The sequence below is a fragment of the Microcoleus sp. S28C3 genome, assembly GCF_036700785.1.
Taxonomy (GTDB): Bacteria; Cyanobacteriota; Cyanobacteriia; order Cyanobacteriales; family Microcoleaceae; genus Microcoleus; species Microcoleus asticus.
Window position 1 is genome coordinate 1 of sequence record NZ_JAUBPO010000027.1, and the last position, 17,721, is coordinate 17,721.

14 protein-coding genes are annotated in these 17,721 nt (G+C 48.0%); 6 read left to right on the forward strand and 8 right to left on the reverse strand.

Going from position 1 to position 17,721, the window contains the following annotated elements:
- Positions 1 to 48: 48 nt before the first annotated feature.
- The gene (locus QUA13_RS10395; RefSeq protein WP_333198286.1) at positions 49 to 861 is read right to left on the reverse strand and encodes a reverse transcriptase N-terminal domain-containing protein; all 813 of its coding nucleotides are present in this window, start codon (positions 859 to 861) and stop codon (positions 49 to 51) included.
- Positions 862 to 1,569: 708 nt separating this feature from the next.
- Positions 1,570 to 2,835 (reverse strand): pitrilysin family protein, encoded by a 1,266-nt coding sequence (locus QUA13_RS10400; protein ID WP_333198240.1) that lies wholly within the window; start codon positions 2,833 to 2,835, stop codon positions 1,570 to 1,572.
- A gap of 436 nt (positions 2,836 to 3,271) precedes the next feature.
- Here QUA13_RS10400 and QUA13_RS10405 point away from each other — a divergent pair, with 436 nt between their 5' ends.
- The gene (locus QUA13_RS10405; protein WP_333198241.1) at positions 3,272 to 4,300 is read left to right on the forward strand and encodes a hemerythrin domain-containing protein; all 1,029 of its coding nucleotides are present in this window, start codon (positions 3,272 to 3,274) and stop codon (positions 4,298 to 4,300) included.
- Positions 4,301 to 4,546: 246 nt separating this feature from the next.
- A complete protein-coding gene (locus tag QUA13_RS10410; protein ID WP_333198242.1) occupies positions 4,547 to 4,816 on the forward strand; it encodes a hypothetical protein in 270 nt (89 codons plus the stop codon).
- A gap of 368 nt (positions 4,817 to 5,184) precedes the next feature.
- On the opposite strand, the gene QUA13_RS10415 is transcribed toward QUA13_RS10410, so the two are convergent.
- Complete coding sequence (locus tag QUA13_RS10415) at positions 5,185 to 5,631, reverse strand: BP74-related protein (RefSeq protein WP_333198243.1); 447 nt, start codon at positions 5,629 to 5,631, stop codon at positions 5,185 to 5,187.
- A gap of 81 nt (positions 5,632 to 5,712) precedes the next feature.
- Between QUA13_RS10415 and QUA13_RS10420 the strand changes: the two genes are divergently transcribed.
- The 3 genes from QUA13_RS10420 to QUA13_RS10430 all read left to right on the forward strand — a co-directional run bounded on the left by QUA13_RS10420 (position 5,713) and on the right by QUA13_RS10430 (position 8,253).
- Positions 5,713 to 5,922 (forward strand): hypothetical protein, encoded by a 210-nt coding sequence (locus QUA13_RS10420; RefSeq protein ID WP_333198244.1) that lies wholly within the window; start codon positions 5,713 to 5,715, stop codon positions 5,920 to 5,922.
- 579 nt (positions 5,923 to 6,501) lie between these two features.
- On the forward strand, positions 6,502 to 7,305 hold the full coding sequence (locus tag QUA13_RS10425) for an SDR family NAD(P)-dependent oxidoreductase (RefSeq protein WP_333198245.1): 804 nt from the start codon (positions 6,502 to 6,504) through the stop codon (positions 7,303 to 7,305).
- Between the two features lie 105 nt (positions 7,306 to 7,410).
- A complete protein-coding gene (locus tag QUA13_RS10430; protein ID WP_333198246.1) occupies positions 7,411 to 8,253 on the forward strand; it encodes an MBL fold metallo-hydrolase in 843 nt (280 codons plus the stop codon).
- A 358-nt stretch (positions 8,254 to 8,611) separates the two neighbouring features.
- Here the strand turns inward: QUA13_RS10430 and QUA13_RS10435 are convergent, their stop codons facing one another.
- The 5 genes from QUA13_RS10435 to QUA13_RS10455 all read right to left on the reverse strand — a co-directional run bounded on the left by QUA13_RS10435 (position 8,612) and on the right by QUA13_RS10455 (position 16,384).
- Positions 8,612 to 8,824 carry a hypothetical protein gene (locus tag QUA13_RS10435; RefSeq protein WP_333198247.1) on the reverse strand — a complete coding sequence of 71 codons (213 nt, stop codon included), beginning with the start codon at positions 8,822 to 8,824 and terminating at the stop codon, positions 8,612 to 8,614.
- Between the two features lie 1,001 nt (positions 8,825 to 9,825).
- A complete protein-coding gene (locus tag QUA13_RS10440) occupies positions 9,826 to 10,686 on the reverse strand; it encodes an SDR family oxidoreductase (RefSeq protein WP_333198248.1) in 861 nt (286 codons plus the stop codon).
- 387 nt (positions 10,687 to 11,073) lie between these two features.
- The gene (locus QUA13_RS10445) at positions 11,074 to 13,710 is read right to left on the reverse strand and encodes an SdrD B-like domain-containing protein (RefSeq protein ID WP_333198249.1); all 2,637 of its coding nucleotides are present in this window, start codon (positions 13,708 to 13,710) and stop codon (positions 11,074 to 11,076) included.
- A 297-nt stretch (positions 13,711 to 14,007) separates the two neighbouring features.
- Positions 14,008 to 14,187 carry a hypothetical protein gene (locus QUA13_RS10450; protein ID WP_333198250.1) on the reverse strand — a complete coding sequence of 60 codons (180 nt, stop codon included), beginning with the start codon at positions 14,185 to 14,187 and terminating at the stop codon, positions 14,008 to 14,010.
- 181 nt (positions 14,188 to 14,368) lie between these two features.
- The gene (locus tag QUA13_RS10455) at positions 14,369 to 16,384 is read right to left on the reverse strand and encodes an SdrD B-like domain-containing protein (RefSeq protein ID WP_333198251.1); all 2,016 of its coding nucleotides are present in this window, start codon (positions 16,382 to 16,384) and stop codon (positions 14,369 to 14,371) included.
- A 196-nt stretch (positions 16,385 to 16,580) separates the two neighbouring features.
- Between QUA13_RS10455 and QUA13_RS10460 the strand changes: the two genes are divergently transcribed.
- Positions 16,581 to 17,261 (forward strand): peptidoglycan-binding protein, encoded by a 681-nt coding sequence (locus QUA13_RS10460; protein WP_333198252.1) that lies wholly within the window; start codon positions 16,581 to 16,583, stop codon positions 17,259 to 17,261.
- Positions 17,262 to 17,721 lie beyond the last annotated feature (460 nt).

Below are 17,721 nucleotides of genomic sequence, written 5' to 3' on the forward strand. Positions count from 1 at the left end.
AGATTGAGGATAAGTTTGGACACTAACTTAGAGAAGTAAACTCCTCACTCAAAATATGCAACATCGTGTCGCACTTATCATGTCATCCGCGTAACGAACTGATTGATGTATTTCCTCAATCCCATTGAGAGCAATATTGGCTAGTAATGGACTTACCACGCCCCCTTGCGGGGTTCCTTGTTCTGGAAATCCTGGATTGACTCCTGATTTTAGACAGCGGAATATTCCGGTCTTGATGCCTTTTGGGGCGATGAGTCGTTCCATTATGCTGGTGTGGCTTATCCTGTCGAAACATTTTTCGATATCAAGCTCGATAACCCGTTTCTCTATTCCGTTGCTCTGAGAGCGTAGGTTGTCGAACAGATTTTTCTGCGCGTCATGCGCAGACCTTCCTGTTCTAAACCCATAACTCCGGGCGTGGAAAGTTGCTTCGTGAGCTGGCTCTAGCGCGTATTTTGCGAGGCATTGCCACGCTCTATCGGCGATAGTCGGTATCTTAAGGAGGCGGGTACTCCCATCCTTTTTAGGGATTGGTATTGAACGTAACTTCTGATGTTTCCAGTTGTTACTTTTGGCTCTGAGTTCTTCACTCAAGGCAAACCTTTCCTCAAATGTGAGTGAGGCTTGGACATCGATTCCCGCAGTCTTTTTGCCAGCGTTTAGTTGAGTTACTTGACGTATTGCCAACATTCTTGCAGCCCGAGATTTCAGAATTAGCTTTTGAAGGGACTTTGCTTTCGGCTTGTCTCCAACCTGAATCGCTTTAAACACTCGTTTTTGTAGGCGAAATAAGTCCCTTCGGAATTTCTTCCAAGGTAACGTCTTCCAAGATTCACTAACATTACTGTTGTGTCTAATCATGCGCTGCTCTAACTTATGTTTTCTGAACACCTCAGACCAATTACGGTCTGTCCTACCCGAACTAAGGGGCTTCCGCTGCTCGTCTAGCCTACTTGGGGTTCGACTTCCCCTTGACCCTCAGCTCGTTTTTCTTCGTTCCCTTGGTTAGATTTATTGTTCCTTTAGGTGTAGCCAATTTAACTACTGGATTCCCTAGACTCTTGCCGATAATATAGATATATTCGGCGGGAATGAACTCCAGTGGAGTCGGGAGTTTTGGTCTGTGTCCCGCTCTGGAATAAGTTATTTTTCTAGGCTCTGTTTTACCATTGGAAACCCCCCATTAGCGCCAAGTGTCACCCCACATTGGGTGTCTGGTTGCGCCCTGTTCCCAGCTTCACTCTCCGAGAATCGAGCTCGGTCGGTGTGGGCAGGTAGGGAGTCATACCTGAGTCTGGCAGAAGGGACTTGCACCCTTATCAGACCGAGAGTTCAGTCTTGTGACTGGAAACGCTATGTACGGGTTTTCACCGTGATTTACGCTTCAACGAATCGCACTTCTATTTTCCATGTGCATCTTGTATGATGTCATACCGGGCCGGGCCTGACCCACAACATCTAAATGTAACAACATCTATCCCCTAGGGTGCGCCCCAAGCACAAAGAAGCCCGGACAAATGCCGAACATCTATCCGGTACAAAATATATTTATATTCACAAGCTTAACGATTAGATTGGTTTGAGTACCACGGCTGTATAGCGCCGGGGAGAGAGATATTGTTGAGCTAGGCGCTGGAGGTCTAATGGCCCAAATGCTTTAATCCTGGTGGGATAGCTGAGCGCTAATTCGGCAGTGGCGATCGTATTGTAATATCCGTAAAGACCGGCTAGCTGTCCCGGCGTTTCGATGGAGAAAGCAAAATCGTTGCACAGCAAACGCTTACAGCGAAGTAGTTCTACCTCGGAAACCGGCTCAGACTGCAATTCCCAAAGCCGATCGCAAATCCGAGATTCCACCTGTTCGACATCCTTCGCGTCCAAGACTGCACTGATAGTAAATAAACTCGATTCCCGTTGCAGCGAGAAAGTGCTGTCGATCGCCTCTACCAATTGTAATTCTTCCCGCAGTTCCCTGACTAAACGCGAAGTCCGCCCGTTTGCAAGCAACACCGAAAGCAAATCCAAGCCGCAAGCACTTTGCAACTGTTCAACTCCTGGGCCCGTCCAAGCCATCATCAGCCGCGCTTGTTCCAATCGGGGGAGGCCGAGTTCCTGACGGCGAATTTCTATAAGTGGCGGTTCGGCCTCTGCGGTTAATTTGGGACAATCCCACCGATCTGAAAACTGCTCGAATGCTTTCCCCGTCACATCTCTAGCCTGTTGTTCATCAATGCCCCCGACTATCACCACAGTCATATTTTCCGGCTGATAGTGCGATCGGTGGAAACACCGCATTTCGTGGGGAGTTCGCGACATCAGCAACTCTTCCGTCCCCAATACCGATCGCCTGTAGGGATGTCGCTGGTAAACTGTTTCCATCATGGCTTGGAAACCCACCCAATCGGGATTGTCTTGAGCTTGGCGGATTTCTTCTAGTACCACATCTCGCTCGCGATCGAATTCCCCATCGGGAATCGAAGCGCGCAGCAGCAATTCTGCCAGGGGCTGCGCTGTTTCTGCTAAATAATCGGCCGCAGCGTTGACGAAAAAATGGGCGTAGTCGTGACTTGTAGCTGCGTTGGCGACACCGCCGCGATTTTCTATTACTTGGTCAAATTCTCCAGGGGGGATCGAATCCGTCCCTTTAAATATCATGTGTTCTAGAAAATGAGCCATTCCCGACCAAGAATCCGGCTCCAGCGTAGCGCCAGCCCTCACCCACACGTCTAGCGCGACCACCGGTGTGGCCGAAATCCGCTGGTGAATGACCGTTAACCCGTTGTTGAGCTTCCAGACATTGGCTGGGAACTCTAAAGCAGTGAGCAGTTGAGACAAGCTAGTTATTCTTAAACTTTAGTTAACTTCGGCTGCAACTATGGTAGCGCTTTACAGCTCTGCGATCGGGATTAATTTATACAGAAATTATCACTCAGTCGATTTGAGATTTGAGATTTGAGATTTGAGATTTACTGCACAGATGAATCTGGGGGCTTGAACAAGAGTCTAAAATTTTGAGCCGATCGCGACAGGAGTACGTGGCACGGTATCCGTTTTTGGGCGGAGTCTTCTGCCATTAATCCTTACTCATCAGTTATTTTTTGCTTTTTGCTTTTTTTCAAGCAGTCTCAAATACTTACCATTTTTTCGCTCAAAAGTCAATAGCTTCTGCGGGATATTAATGAATCAGTCGCGAGAAAGAGGGTGTTATCAGAATATTTCAATAAATTAAAAGATGTAAGAACACTAAAGACCTTGAGAGGAGAAACGACAGATGGTAGCTACCTTAGAAGATACCAAGCGCCAAGCGATCGCAACTAAATTAGCAGACATGAAAGCGCTGCAAAACCTTTTGATCGCCAACGAGCAATTGTTCATCAATTCCTGCAACGACTCCGAACTGGCCCAGCGCTTCCGGGATATGCTCGATGACGATCGCAAAAACTTGGGCGTATTAGAAACCACGATCGTACAATACGGCATTCAAGCCGAACCCAAAGAAACCAGCACAAAAATGATTGAAGAAGTTCAGAAACTCATGCAAGGTTCTGAACTCACATTGTTTGAAAAAGTAGGTCAGCACGAACTGCTCAAACACAAACAAACAATGGCCGGCTTGTTAATTCACAAAGCCGCTCAAATAGTCGGCGCCGACATCGAAGCAGCCATTACTCCCCTCAACACAGTTAACTTTGAGAACCGCGCTCACCAAGAACAACTCAAAGGAGTTCTCGAAATTTTAGGAGTGCGCGAACTGACCGGCAAAGACCCCGACCAAGGCGTTTGGGCGCGCGTGCAAGATGCTATGGCAGCCATGACCGGCATCATCGGCGGTGCAGTTACCCGCAGCAAAGATGAGATGAACATCACCGAAATCATCTCAATGGATCACCGCAAAGTCGATACCCTATTTATGGAAATCGCAAGCACCGACGATACTCAAAAACTGCAAGAATTCTTCGGTCAACTTTACAAAGACCTCAGCGTTCACGCCGAAGCAGAAGAACAAATTGTTTATCCCGCAGTTCGCAGCTACTACGGCAATACTCAAGAACTGTACGACGAGCAAGCAGAAATGAAGCAGATGCTCGCCCAAATTAAGTCTCTCAACCCCACTTCTTCTGATTTCAAAGCCCAAATCAAACAGCTCCAAACAGCGGTTCAAGATCACGTTCGACAAGAAGAAAACGATATGTTCCCTCAAATTCGCCGCAACCTGAGCGAAGCACAAATGGAACAAATGGCTACTCAATTTAAAGCAGCAAAAAGCACGATCCAGCAAGAAATGGCTAACCTGAGCTAATTCAGCATTCGGCTAATTTTAACTCTAGCAAAACTAGAGAATAGCTAAACTGCAACCTATCAATCCCGCTCCCAACCTGGTGGCGGGATTATTGTTTTTTATAAACACACAAATCTTCAAATTCTACCGAGCAATTCTCAAAACTTATGCAACAGCAACCAGGTGTGATAAAATGTAATCCCATCCGGTGAGAGATTCTATTGTTTGTGTTAAAAATTATTCACTATCAGGGAGACAGTGGAGGGCGTGCGGTGGCTCTTGTGCGACGCCCGTAACGACCGCAACGAAGCATCAGTTGGTTTTCGCTCTGGCTGCCACGGGGTTCTGGGGGATACCCCCAGAGAACAACCCTCGCGTCGCGAATCGACAAAAATAATAAATGCTGTGAGAAAGCAGGGGACGAGTGATATCAATTCCGGTAACACCGGAATGATGGGGAGTGGGGAGTCGGGAGTCGGGGAATGTGGAATTATTGAGCTTAACTTTATCATTCCCATGCAACCGGAAACGAGATGAAGAGGAGACGCGAACACTTGCAGCGGCTGCGGTCGCACCGCCCCCATACCCCTCTAAAGGTGCGCCAGTTTTAGGCGATCGCCTTTCAACTGGCACACTAGCTTGTAAGCAGGGAAAGATGATGCCAGGTAATTAAGGGAACACCAAAGGCGATCGGTTATACAAATACAACCCGGCTGTTGAGAAGATACGTACATCCTTCAAAAATTCTGAAGTAGCACAACTGAAGGCAGAAGTTTCTCGACTTAAAGAGGAACTGGATGCGACACAAAAAGTGATTGCCGACCTACATCAGCAAAACCAGGCTCTTCGACAAAAGGTATTAACTCCAGAAAAATGCGATCGCTTTTTGAATGAAAGTTTTCGGGTTACTTAATTTCCTTGACTAGCCGTGAACTCCAAGGACACCAGTAAAGACCTGGTAAAAAGGCTCCACCCGCTTCATCAAGGTGGTCTTCTACGTAGCCCATTTGAGCATCACAAACTTCTATCGCAAAGCTAAAGAAGCTGATAGACGCTGGATCTAATTGATAGCTCCATTTTGGATTGTAGGGAGCTGGTCTTTTTATGATTCTTCCGACTACATGGGTTTCATCTTTCTGGGTTCCATTGAGTATATTCCGGGCTTGTTGGATCTTACTCTCATCAGTGAGTTCAATAACGAATTGATCGGGGGCGGGTGGGGTTTCCAAGACAAATCTAGCAGGTGCAGCCGCGTATGCTGGAGCACTAAAGCTGATACCAAGCATACCAACAAGAGCCAATACAATTATTACTCGGCGTGTCAGATAAGTTAGTTTGTGAAAGAGATTCATGGTAAAGACCTCTACTTGCCAAAAAAATTTTACCACTCTGGTGCACTTATTATTACTGCACCATCCAATCGAGAGTCTTCAATGTGGAAACTAACTATCGCCCTCTCCTGCTTGCCTGTGGCAACCGCCTACCTCTATCAATACGATCTTTGGGCGCGTCAGCGACGGGCGGCCAAGCAAGAAAGCCGATCGCAGAATTCCACCTCACCAACTCCAAGCCCAGTAGAGCCGCGGGTGAAACCTGCCAAACAAGCAGCCCCCGAAGTTTCTGACTGGTACGTGTTTCGATAGGATAAAGCCGAGGAACCCTATAGCAAATAGCAACTCTGGGAAGTTCAGAAAATTACCGATCGCACAAAAGTTAGACGGGGAAAATCTGACAGGCAGCCCGTCGGTGAAATTCCAGAATTGGCAAAGTATCTTACTGTAGCGGAATTTGTGGTGAATGTTAGCGTGTCCAAAATAATTCAGAATTGCCCTAGTGTCTATCCCTTTGGCCGTCAAATAGTAGCCGCAGCCGTGCCGAAGCATATCCTGAAAACCCCGAGTTTGAAGTTCTAGTTTCAATCCCTGATTAGGACAATATTATTAATTAAAAAATTTTCAAACTCTGATTTAAGCGTTGGTTTCTGGCTGGCCGGAACAGGGAAGCAGGCAGTTAGAAAACAAGCTGAAGCGGGGATAGACTTTGGGAGTTATTGGAGATATCTAAAACACAATAGCGATACGTCCTTGGAAAGATGCGATCGCACTGCTGCCTTCCTAGGATTATAAAAGTTGGAAGCCCACAGTCCCCACAGGTTGTCTGCTAGAAAGAGAAGCAAGCCCAGACAAACTACTACGGAGCAGTTAAACAGGAGTTTGGAAGTTATGAACAGTTCCTTGACCCGCCCCTTGGCCGTCGTGACGGGTGCCTCTAACGGCATCGGCTACGAACTCGCCAAACAGTTCGCTCAAAACGGCTTCGATCTTCTCATCACCTCCACGGGCCCAAGTCTCAATGAAGCCGCTCTTGCCTTCGAGAAGCTCGGTGTCCAAGTCGAGACGGTGGAGGCAGACCTCGCTACATACGACGGTGTTGAAACGCTCTACAGCAAGATTAAGGCGACTGGTCGATCGGTGGATGCGATCGCGATTAACGCAGGTGTCGGTGTCGGTGGCGACTTTGCCCGCGAAACTGACCTGAAGGACGAACTCAATCTGATCAACCTCAACGTCGTCTCGTCCGTACATCTCGCCAAACGGGTAGTAAAGGATATGGTCGATCGCCGCCAGGGTCGCATCCTCTTCACTTCGTCGATCGCCGCCCTGATGCCGGGGCCGTTCGAGGCAGTCTACGCGGCGTCCAAAGCGTTTCTGCACTCGTTCTCGGAGGCGCTGCGTAACGAGTTGAAGGATACGGGTGTCACCGTCACCTCACTGATGCCCGGGCCAACCGATACCAACTTCTTCCATCGGGCCGGAATGGATGATACTAAGGCCGGTGCCGATCGGAAAGATGACCCGGCTATGGTTGCCAAGCAAGGTTTCGAGGCGCTGATGTCAGGCAAAGACAGCATTGTTGCAGGATCGCTCAAGACGAAGCTTCAGGGCACCGCGAGCAAGGTTTTGCCTGATACCGCTAATGCCGAACAGCACCGTCAACTTACTGAACCGGGGTCGGCTAATAAGTAATCTGCGCCTACAGATCGATCGAATATGCTCAGTTGACACTCTTTCAACTAGGCCGGAACTTACACATTTAGGATGGCTCCTCGGAGGCATCGTAACAGAGGATTTATGCAAATTCACCATCTCAATTGTGGCTGTATGTGCCCGATTGGCGGGACGCTCTTTGATGGCTTCAGTCGCGGGCTGACGGCGAACCTCGTCTGCCACTGTCTGCTCGTTGAAACGAATCAGGGACTTGTTCTCATTGATACCGGCTTCGGACTGCGCGATATCAAGGCGCCTTATTCCCGGCTGAGCGCATTCTTTGTCCACTTTAATAACATCCAGTTCGATCGCAAGTACACGGCGATCGCTCAAATCGAGCAGCTTGGATTTTCTGCAAGCGATGTGCGCCATATTGTCCTGACCCACCTCGATTTCGATCATGCTGGTGGTCTAGAGGATTTTCCTGAAGCAACGGTACACGTTATGCAGTCGGAAATCGATGCTGCGCACGATCTGCACGGTTTCATCACAAAAAGGCGCTATCGTCCAGGGCAGTGGGATGAAGTCAAACGCTGGAAATACTATTCGGCGGGGGGCGAACCTTGGTTCGGTTTTGAGGCAGTCCGCGATCTGGACGGGCTGCCACCAGAGATTCTGCTCATCCCGCTTACGGGTCACACGCGGGGTCATGCGGGCATCGCGATCGACACCCCGGAGGGTTGGCTGCTACACGCAGGCGATGCCTACTTTTACCGAGAGGAGATGGGTTCCTCCAAACGACGCTGCACGCCCGGACTACGCGCCTACCAGTGGATGATGGAGGTAGACCGCAAGGCTAGGTTGCTAAATCAAGACCGGCTGCGCGCATTATCAGTCGATCAAAGTAGCAGCGTGCGCCTCTTCTGTAGTCACGACGCCCTTGAGTTGAAAGCGTTCACTGGCAAGTCCAGCAGTTCTCACAACTAGACTTTTCATCATTGACAAAACCTGTGCCAGTAAGACCGATTCTTGAATCCGAACTTATCGATGTTACCGACCTTTCAGACAAATCCTTGCTCTGATTTCCTAGAGACCTTTATGTCTTTTAAATGCTTGGCGTTAGTGCTTTTGTATTCATGAGCTTATATAGCAAGTCCAAATCCTTTGTGCAAAAGCATCATATTTTTTAAAGTTAGGAGCAATAAAATTTTTTAAGTGCAAAAAATTGAAATAGTTTCTTAACTCTGCTAAAATTTTTACATATAGCATAAAAACCTGTAATAAAGTTTTTACCTTGTAACCAAATACTTTCTACTGGATTTTATTCAGGGCAATAAGAGCAAAATTAACAACAAATTATTGACCATTCTGATTGTGATTTACAGTCGTTTTCCCTCATTAATAGCTGCTGCATTGCTTGACCTCTATGGTAGCTAGCACCATCCCCGATTAACAACATTTCTTGATGTGGATTCATTTTCTTTAGTCCTTCAACCAATTTCCCTGTGTTTTCTCCATTTCCCGCTTTATATGGCTTCACCATAAATTCTTTACTCACTAGCTAGATTTAATGCACTATAATAAGTTAGCTTATCTCGTTGATTGTCCAGCTTGACTACCGTTCTTTATTGACGATCGCCCCATAAGTGGTTAAAGATATCATCGCCTTGTAAGTGACGCTCATCTCAGGCATACACTACCAGTTCTATTGGTGCTATTTCTGGCTTTTGCTTTGATAATACCTCAGTAATTATAGCGTTTTTCTTAATAACTACGGGCTGTTTCCTCGATTTTTATATGTTAGCTTTCTGACAGCTTAATTAACCAGTTTTTAATATTCGACAGTAACTTTACCGCGATTTAAATATTACATCATAAATTGAGATGAAGTATCTTTATAGTTCTAATAGATTCCGGTTTTTGGCTGGAGATAGGCACTGGATAGTTGCGGATAGCTGTTCTTTAGTTAAATAGCTTTTTGAACCTGGATATTTTTACTTTCATCCTGGAATTACCCGGGCTAAATATTTTCAGTAATTTTGTGCAAAACAAAAGTTGAAACTTCTAATCGTTTTTGTATTTTTCGACAATTAAATGCTTTTAATCTAAGCTTAATAGCCTGGGTTCTATTCAGAAAGTAATATTTTTTGTAGGCTAAATAAAATATTGTAACTCTTCTAATTGTGCCTCTATCCTATCGTTTTTTTGTTCAGACTCGCGACTGCGGGCGCGATCCGGCGCCCGCAGCTTCCGTGTTCTATCCCCTGCTGTCGCGAGTCTGAGCGCCCGCTACTGGCACTAACTACTTCTATACCCCCTTTTTTTCTTGAATTTGAGCTGACCACTTTTGTTTTATTTACACAAACCATTCAGACGCGCTATAGGAGTGATTGTTAGCAAAACCCAGCCCTATAAAATACTATTGTTTTTTGCAATGACCTACTTACTAAAGCAATTACAAGAGTATCGACCGGAATGGCAACTTTCTGAAACCTTACCCAAATGGGATATGACGATTATCCCTATTTGACTGGTACTTTATTTCTCCGCAACTCCTTTCTATCCGTTAACCACAGAGCCGCCATTGGGATGCAAAATTTGACCCGTCATGTAAGACGAATCTTTTGAAGCTAAAAACACGTAACTGGGAGCAAGTTCATCGGGTTGACCGGGGCGTCCCAAGGGCGTGTCTGCACCAAATTTTTCAACTTTTTCTTCAGGGAAAGTTGCAGGAATTAGAGGCGTCCAAATCGGGCCGGGAGCTACTCCGTTGACGCGAATTTCTTTCTCAGCTAGACTTTGAGACAAAGAGCGGGTAAAAGCAACAATTGCTCCTTTTGTGGAGGAGTAATCTAGCAATTGTTGGTTGCCTTTGTAAGCGGTGATAGAGGTAGTGTTGATAATTGCACTTCCTTCTTTTAGGTGTTTTAGAGCGGCTTTTGTGAGGTAAAACATTGAGAAAATGTTGGTGCGGAAGGTGCGCTCTAATTGTTCGGCGGTGATGTCTTCGATGCTTTCTTGGGGATGCTGTTCGCCGGCATTGTTGACGAGGATGTCGAGATGACCAAATTCTTTAACTGTTTGTTCTACAAGATTTTGGCAGACGCTTTCATCGCCTATGTCGCCGGCGATCGCAATACAGCGGCGGCCTTGTTGTTCGATCGCCTCTTTGGTCTTGTTAGCATCTTCATTTTCGTTGAGATAGCTGATAACCACGTCTGCCCCTTCCTTCGCAAAAGCGATCGCCACAGCACGCCCGATACCGCTGTCTCCGCCGGTAATTAAGGCTACTTTGTCCCGCAATTTGTCGCTACCGCGATATCCCTCCGCGAAGGATTGAGGTTGTGGAGTCATTTGGGATTCGATGCCCGGTTGCTGTTCTTGATGTTGAGCCGGATTGGTTTGTTGTTGAGTTGGCATAAAATATTCCTCTATGTTCTACCTCTATAAATAAAGGTTTTCTTGGGGCAGGGAATCATTCTTTTTGCCGATCGCGCTCTATGACTAAAGACAGTAATTAAAGAGATAAATAAACCCGTCAGCCGAGCCCATGATTGTGGCGCGCTGGTTTATATAAATTGTGAGTTTTCCTCAAAGATTGTCGGTAAAACCAGCGCCTACGAGCATCGGGATATATTTGTTGTAGAGGCGGGTTTCACGAACAATATTTCCGGTAATTAAAAAAACCATAAAGCCGCCGCGCGAGCCTCTAATTATTGTCTAAACAGCAAAAAGCACGCCAAAATATGATTTGACGTGCAGTTTAAACAAGGTAGTTGCTAATTGCTGAGTCTCGAACTATAAATCCTACCTAACATTAAAATCAGGTAGTGGAGCAGGAGTGCCGAAGTCTAATGGATGTTTATCGAGACCCTGCTGTGCTAGCCACAAATCAATCTGGTTACTCACCAAGCCTGGCAACTGCTGCAAGTCAACAAAGGAGCTAAAACCTGGACTCTTATCTGGGAACAATATCTCGGTGCTGCTGGCCTGTTCCAGAGTTGCCCCTGAACGGTCGAAGTCATTCAGCGGATCTTTCTCATCATTGGCGATGCTAGAAGCAGTTACCACACCCGTGCCGCCAGTCACCGGATCGTCTAGATCGAGGCTCTTTAGTCTTATTATTCCCGATGGGTCTGGGGGCGTCACAGTTGTCGTAGGCGCTGTGTTAGGACCAGGCACGCTAAAGTTAACAGGGTTTGGCCCAGTTGGGATCGGGAACGGGTTGTTAACGCTGGGATCGAAGACTTCCAAAACCGAGTAGGTGCGTGGGTCCAAATTATCAAACCGAGCAATACCCTCAGCATTAGTTCTTACCAGCGGTTCGGTAGCAGGATCGTAGCTGCCGTTCCCGTTCAAATCTAAAGTAAATGGGATATTGGCAAGGGGCGGTTCGTTTGCATTCTGTATACCGTCGCGGTTGTCATCTCGGAATTTAGGAACCAGCAGGTCATAGCGCCGAGAGTTGCCCACCAAAGCGCAAGTAAAAATTTGATTCGCACCGAGAACAACATCCACCGGTTGAGTCGTTTTGAAGTAGCCAGAAGGTTCGACTTCCCGAATCTTGTAAGTGCCGGGGGTCAAATCGGTGAATGAAAAGATACCAAACTGATTGGTAGTAGCCGTCTTCTCACCTGCATCCAACACACCGTTACCATTATCGATCGCAATGGTGACACCAGCAATACCTGGTTCGTTGCCATCTCGATAACCGTTCTGGTTGTAGTCCTCAAACTTGCAACCGGTGATGGTGCTGTTGGGTGTGTTGGCAAAGGTAACGTTGGCGTCCTGAGTGCTGAGGGTCACATTGACTGCAGCGACAGTCGAAGGCGAGAAACCAGAGGGTACGACTTCCCGGACGACATAGTTGCCCGCTTCCAAGTTGGTAAAGGCTCCTGTCCCAACGCTATTTGTCTGGATTTGCTGTTCTCCAGTGTCGGGAGTGCCATTATTGTTGGTGTCGAGGAAGACGGTGACACCGCTCAGAGGCGCTTCACCCTGAGTAGGTTCGTAGCGACCGTTGGCATTCAAGTCATTGTATTTGAAGACAGTGATGTTCGGTCGAGTGTTGCCCACACCGGCATTATTTCCCACACCCTGAGTAGCTCCAACAGGAGAAAAGGTAAGTGCTGGGGAGGGGTTGGTTGCTGGCAAAGTGTATGTTGGCGCTGCAAAAATCGGTCGCTCACCAGTTGCAGCAATCGATCTTTCCCCTGCCTGTTGAACGCCGTCGCGGTTGTTGTCTACAAATTTAGGGTCGTTTGGTCTCAGCGTGTAGGTTGAGTCTGCTACGAGCAGCGGTTGCTCTCTGCTGATCGTGCCCTGGAATCGCGCCTGCGGCCCTGGTGCCGAAACCACAGTGGGGTTGGCAGTAGTTGAAACTGGAGCATCGAGGTTGCCAGGAGTACCGCCACCTACTACTGCCGGCAGTACAGATGGAAAAATTTCCAACACTGAATAATTGTTAGCTCGCAAATCCTTGAAGGTAACCACTCCGTTTGCATCAGTGATTGCGATCGGTTCGGATGCTGCATCCCAGACACCGTTTTTGTTCAAATCTAAAATGAACGGTACTCGGGCAATGGCGGGTTCCAAGACTCCATTAACAATATTTCGCGTGCCGCTGCGGTCTATGTCTCGAAACTTGTTAACTTCAATTTGATAGAGCGGAGTGTCGCCAACTTGAGCGCAGGCAAAGGTTTGACCGGTTGCTACCGTCACGTCCAGTACGGGAATGTTGTTGGGCGGAGTGCTTTGGGGAAAATCTTGTGTTTCTAAGGGTTCTGCGGTCGGAGAATTAACTTCTAGTCCGGTAACAGAACTAATTTGTCGTGCGATCCGTTCTTCCCGAATCTTGTAGGTTCCGGCTGGTACGTCGAACGACCACTTACCATTTTTGTCTGTTAAGGTGTTCAGTTCCCCTGGATCGCGTTGACCGTTGCCATTGGCATCAATATATATCCTGACGTTTTTAATGCCCGGTTCATTCCCATCTCGAAAGCCGTCGGCATCTATGTCTAGGTATTTGCATCCTACAATCCGGCTCCCGGGAATTATGGTGTTGCCAAAGAAAACGTTGGCATTTGTGTTGCCGACAGTGACAGCGAGGGGATTGGGAGTCGTACTACTGAAACCTGCAGGTATTGCTGTTTCGGTGAGTAGGTAATTGCTGGGGACAAGATTTATGAATGAGAACGCGCCGTTAGCGTCCGTCGTGGTTGTTCTTTCTGTCGGACGATTTAATACGCCGTCGCTGCCGGCCGCAGGTTCGAGGAGAATCGGGATGTTTGCCAGGCCTGGTTCATTTGGCTGTCTGACGCCATCTGCGTTCAGGTCATTGAACTTGATTCCTAAAATTGCCGGGCCAGCATTCCCAACCACAACAGGCTGTAGTTGCAGGGCAATGCGCTCTAGCTCTTCGTTAGTTTTAGTTAAATCTGTCATGATTTCTCTCCTTCACACCTAAATCCACGTAAATTACAGACTACTGTATGGGTTGTAAGTTGCTGAGTAGTTTTTACTAATAGCTGACAACCGCTACTCGATTTTACATACGTCTGCACTTGAGGTAATGTTCCCATCTCACACAACAATGCCTCAAGCTTTGTCGCTGGCAAGTATATCAGGTTTTGAAGAACCCTGGCAATTTGAGGGCAACATCTTCAAGATTTGCACGCCTTCTCTGTCCGTACATACTTGCTGTTTCGAGCTTTAAAAAGCCTAAGACTGACTTCTCCCCCTTCATATCAAGTCCGGCGGCATCGTTCTTGTTTGTCCTGGTTCGCTGTGCTTGGCGATCGCATTGTCTGGGATTGCCAAGTACAGCGAACCAGCACCGATCGAGCTACCGGACTTGATATGACTTGCTTTGCCTGGAAATACGCCGATCGGGTTTGGGGGAATTGCCTGATAGTTTCTCACTCACAGAGATGCTACTGCCTCTGAATATTGCACCCAATATACAAGCCAGTTTCGGAGTTGCCGGAACTTAGGCTTGAGTGTTGGAGGTTGCCAACAATAGGGTATCACGCGATCGCCCTTTAACCTCTTCCTGATTTTGATCTGCGGTTGGCGATTCTGGGCGATCGAGCTTTGTCTCACCCTACATAACGGAGAAATCTCTTGCGCCCACAGTGCTGACCGAGTTCCCGAGCGTCCCATTAATTAATTCATTTCTATTGACAAATTCACCGATTTGTGCATTATGATTCAGACCGACATTCTGTTGTCCAAAGTTAGGACTATTGCCTAAATTCGTCAGAGGTTGATCGACCAAAAAATTACTAATTCGATCAATATCACGACCCGAACTCAAAAGCAAGCTATCCGCCCCAATATTGCCCGCAGGTTCGCCCGCGTAGTTGCTGGCATCCGTCCGCGGGCCGCCATTCAAGGATTTAGCCGACCTATCCTCAGTATCTCCCGTCACCAAATCTCCCGTCAGCAAATCGATGCTGCTGGCCCGAATCTCTGCCGAAACAACAACCACCGCAGGCGGGGTCGTTAGAATGAAACCGGGCGGTGGAACTTCGCGGACAACATAACTACCTACCGGAACGTTGCGGAAACTGTAATTGCCTTGAACGTCGCTTAAGGTACTCGCTTCACCCGGATCTAAACTGCTGTTGTTGTTGAGGTCGATGTAAATTTGAGTGTTGGCGATCGGCGGTTCCCCGGGATCTAGGCGGCCGTTAGCGTTAAAATCGTTAAATTTCACACCGCTGATCGTGCCCGTTACCAACACGTTGCCAAAGCTGAGATTAGTGGCATTTGTGCCGTTGCCCACGGCGATCGGAGTCGGATTTGGCGTGGTTTGTCGAAAACCCGGCTGCGGGACTTCCCTCACCAAATAGGTGCCTTGAGATAAATTGATAAAAGAGAAATTACCTTGCGGGTTGGTTAAAGTCGAAGGTTCGTTGGGGTCTAGGCCGCCGTTGTTGTTGAGGTCGAGGTAAATCGGCCAGTTGGCAACTCTCGGTTCCGTCGGTTCGTTGATACCGTTAGCGTTGAGGTCGTTGAACTTGAAGCCGCTGATGCTGCCGGTGGGAAAATTGTTGCCGAAATTGACGCCGACTGCGTTGGTATTGCCGGTAATGTCGATCGGGCCTGGATTTGCCGTAGTCTGTACCCATCCCGGTTGCTGGACTTCCCTCACCAAATACCGGCCCGGGGAAACATTCGCAAAAGTGTAGTTGCCTTGCGGGTTTGTGATGGTGTTGGGTTCGCCCGGATCAAAGCTGCTGTTGGCGTTGAGGTCGAGGTAAATTGGCCAGTTGGTCAGAGGCGGGTCTGTCGCATCTCGGACGCTGTTGGCATTGAGGTCGTTGAACTTGAAGCCGCTGATGCTGCCGACAAAAAAGACATTGCCAAAATTGATGTTGTTGACAGTGGCGTTGGAAGTAACATTAACCGGGCCGGGGTCAGGCGTGGTTTGGCGAAAACCCGGTTGCTGGACTTCTCTCACCAAATATGTATCTGCGGGAATATTGACAAAAGCGTAATTGCCCTCAACGTTTGTCAAAGTAACAGGTTCGACGCCATCAAGCCTGTTGTTGCGGTTGAGGTCGAGGTAAATTTGCCAGTTAGCTAGCCCTTGTTCCCCGAGATCTCGGCTGCTGTTGTTATTGATGTCGTTGAATTTTGTGCCTGCGATCGTCCCTGCGTTGAAGTTGTTGCCAAAATTGATATTGCCAGCGTTTGTCCCGCTGGTAATCGTGATGGGTGCGGGATTTGGGGTAGTTTGGCGAAAGTTCGGCTGCTGGACTTCCCTAACTTGGTAAGTTCCCGGCGGCAGGTTGGCGAAGATGTAGTTGCCTTGCGGGTTTGTGAGGGTGGAAGGTTCGTTAAACTCTGGCTGGCTGTTGTTGTTGAGGTCGAGGTAGATTTGCCAGTTGGGAATTGGGACTTCTCCGGGATCGGGGCGACCGTTGGCGTTAAGGTCGTTGTATTTGGTGCCGCTGATGCTGCCGACTTGGAAGTTCCCGATGTTGACGTTGCCGATGTCTATTTGGCGGGCGGTTCTGGTGGGATTGCTGCTGGATTCGGACATGGTGTTGCTGGGGCCCAAGGAACGCGATTCAATGTTTTCTGTAGGGCAATCTAGCAGTTTTTTTGCCAATTGCAGCTATTTGAGAGGCATAAATTTTTTTTAGGAAAGGGAAGGGGGGAAAAGTTGTGAGTTTTGAGTTAACTGGTTCCGAGGCTCTTCCTGGGAAACAGTTAATGCCCCATGCCCAATTCTCAATGCCGAACTTCCCACTTTTTTCCAGATTTGATGTACGATCGCTACCAGTTTTGCAGAGGTCGAATTCCCAATGTCCCAAAACTTGACAGCAAGCTGGAATGACGCCCGCGAGGTTCCGAGTTGGCTCGGAGGCTGGAGTTTGTGCGGTTTATTGCTAATGGGATCGATCGCCTCTACTCCTGCTGTCGCACAGCTACCTACCTCCGAACAGAGTAACAGCAACAGCCAGATCGCTCAAACAGGTGCGATCGTCCGCCCCGCAATCAAATTGGGCAGCCGCGGATCGGAAGTGATCGAACTCCAAGCTGCTCTTAAATTGTTGGGCTTTTACACTGACACTGTAGACGGGGTTTTCTCGCAAAGCACGGCTAGAGCTGTATCTGAGTTCCAAGAAGCAGCAGGCATAGCTCCAGACGCAATAGTCGGTCAAGATACTTGGAACAGGCTGTTTCCTGCGGCTCCGAGCGCGATCGTCGAAAACCCCATAGCCAACGATCCTGTAACTGCCGACAACTCAGAGATTAGTCCCGAAGCGCAGCCAACCAATTTTCCAGTTTTGAGAAGACGAATGCGGGGGCCGGCAGTCAGAGATTTGCAAGAGCGGCTGCAGGCCAAGGGATTTTTGCGCGTGAGTGCTGACGGCGTGTTCGGCCCGGCAACTCAAGCTGCTGTCAAGGCGGCTCAGCGACAATATCAATTACCCGCCGATGGCATTGTCGGCCGCGCAACTTGGGAAGCTCTGCTGCGTTGACAGCAAGCGAAAAGTGCCGGCTATGCACGTTGCGCGATCTGGCGATCGTACAAATTGTTAATAATTGGTTTCGGGAGTATTTCTGCACGTCAAAAAGTGTCAAGTTTGGTAAACAAAGTGTTGTCATGCGCGCAGTTGGTGTTAACTTAAAAACATGAGGGGCAAAACCAAGAAGCACAAAAACTTGGATAAAAAAATTGGAATTAGAGTATTTGTCCCGCTCGGCTCTAGTTCGCAGGCAACGCCTGAACCGTGTAGCTTATTAGCAAAGAAAGGTTGATATTGCGATCGAGATTTGTTAAATGGCTTGAAGCTATTGCATGAATCAAAAGTTGCGATCGCACAACAGTCAAACACAGAAGTCTGAATAGACTCCGCTAGTAGCTAGCTCGTCCGCAGAGTAGTTGCAAAAAAGTCCACCTTAGTTGTAGTTTGCTGAAACTCAGCAGAGCTAAAAACC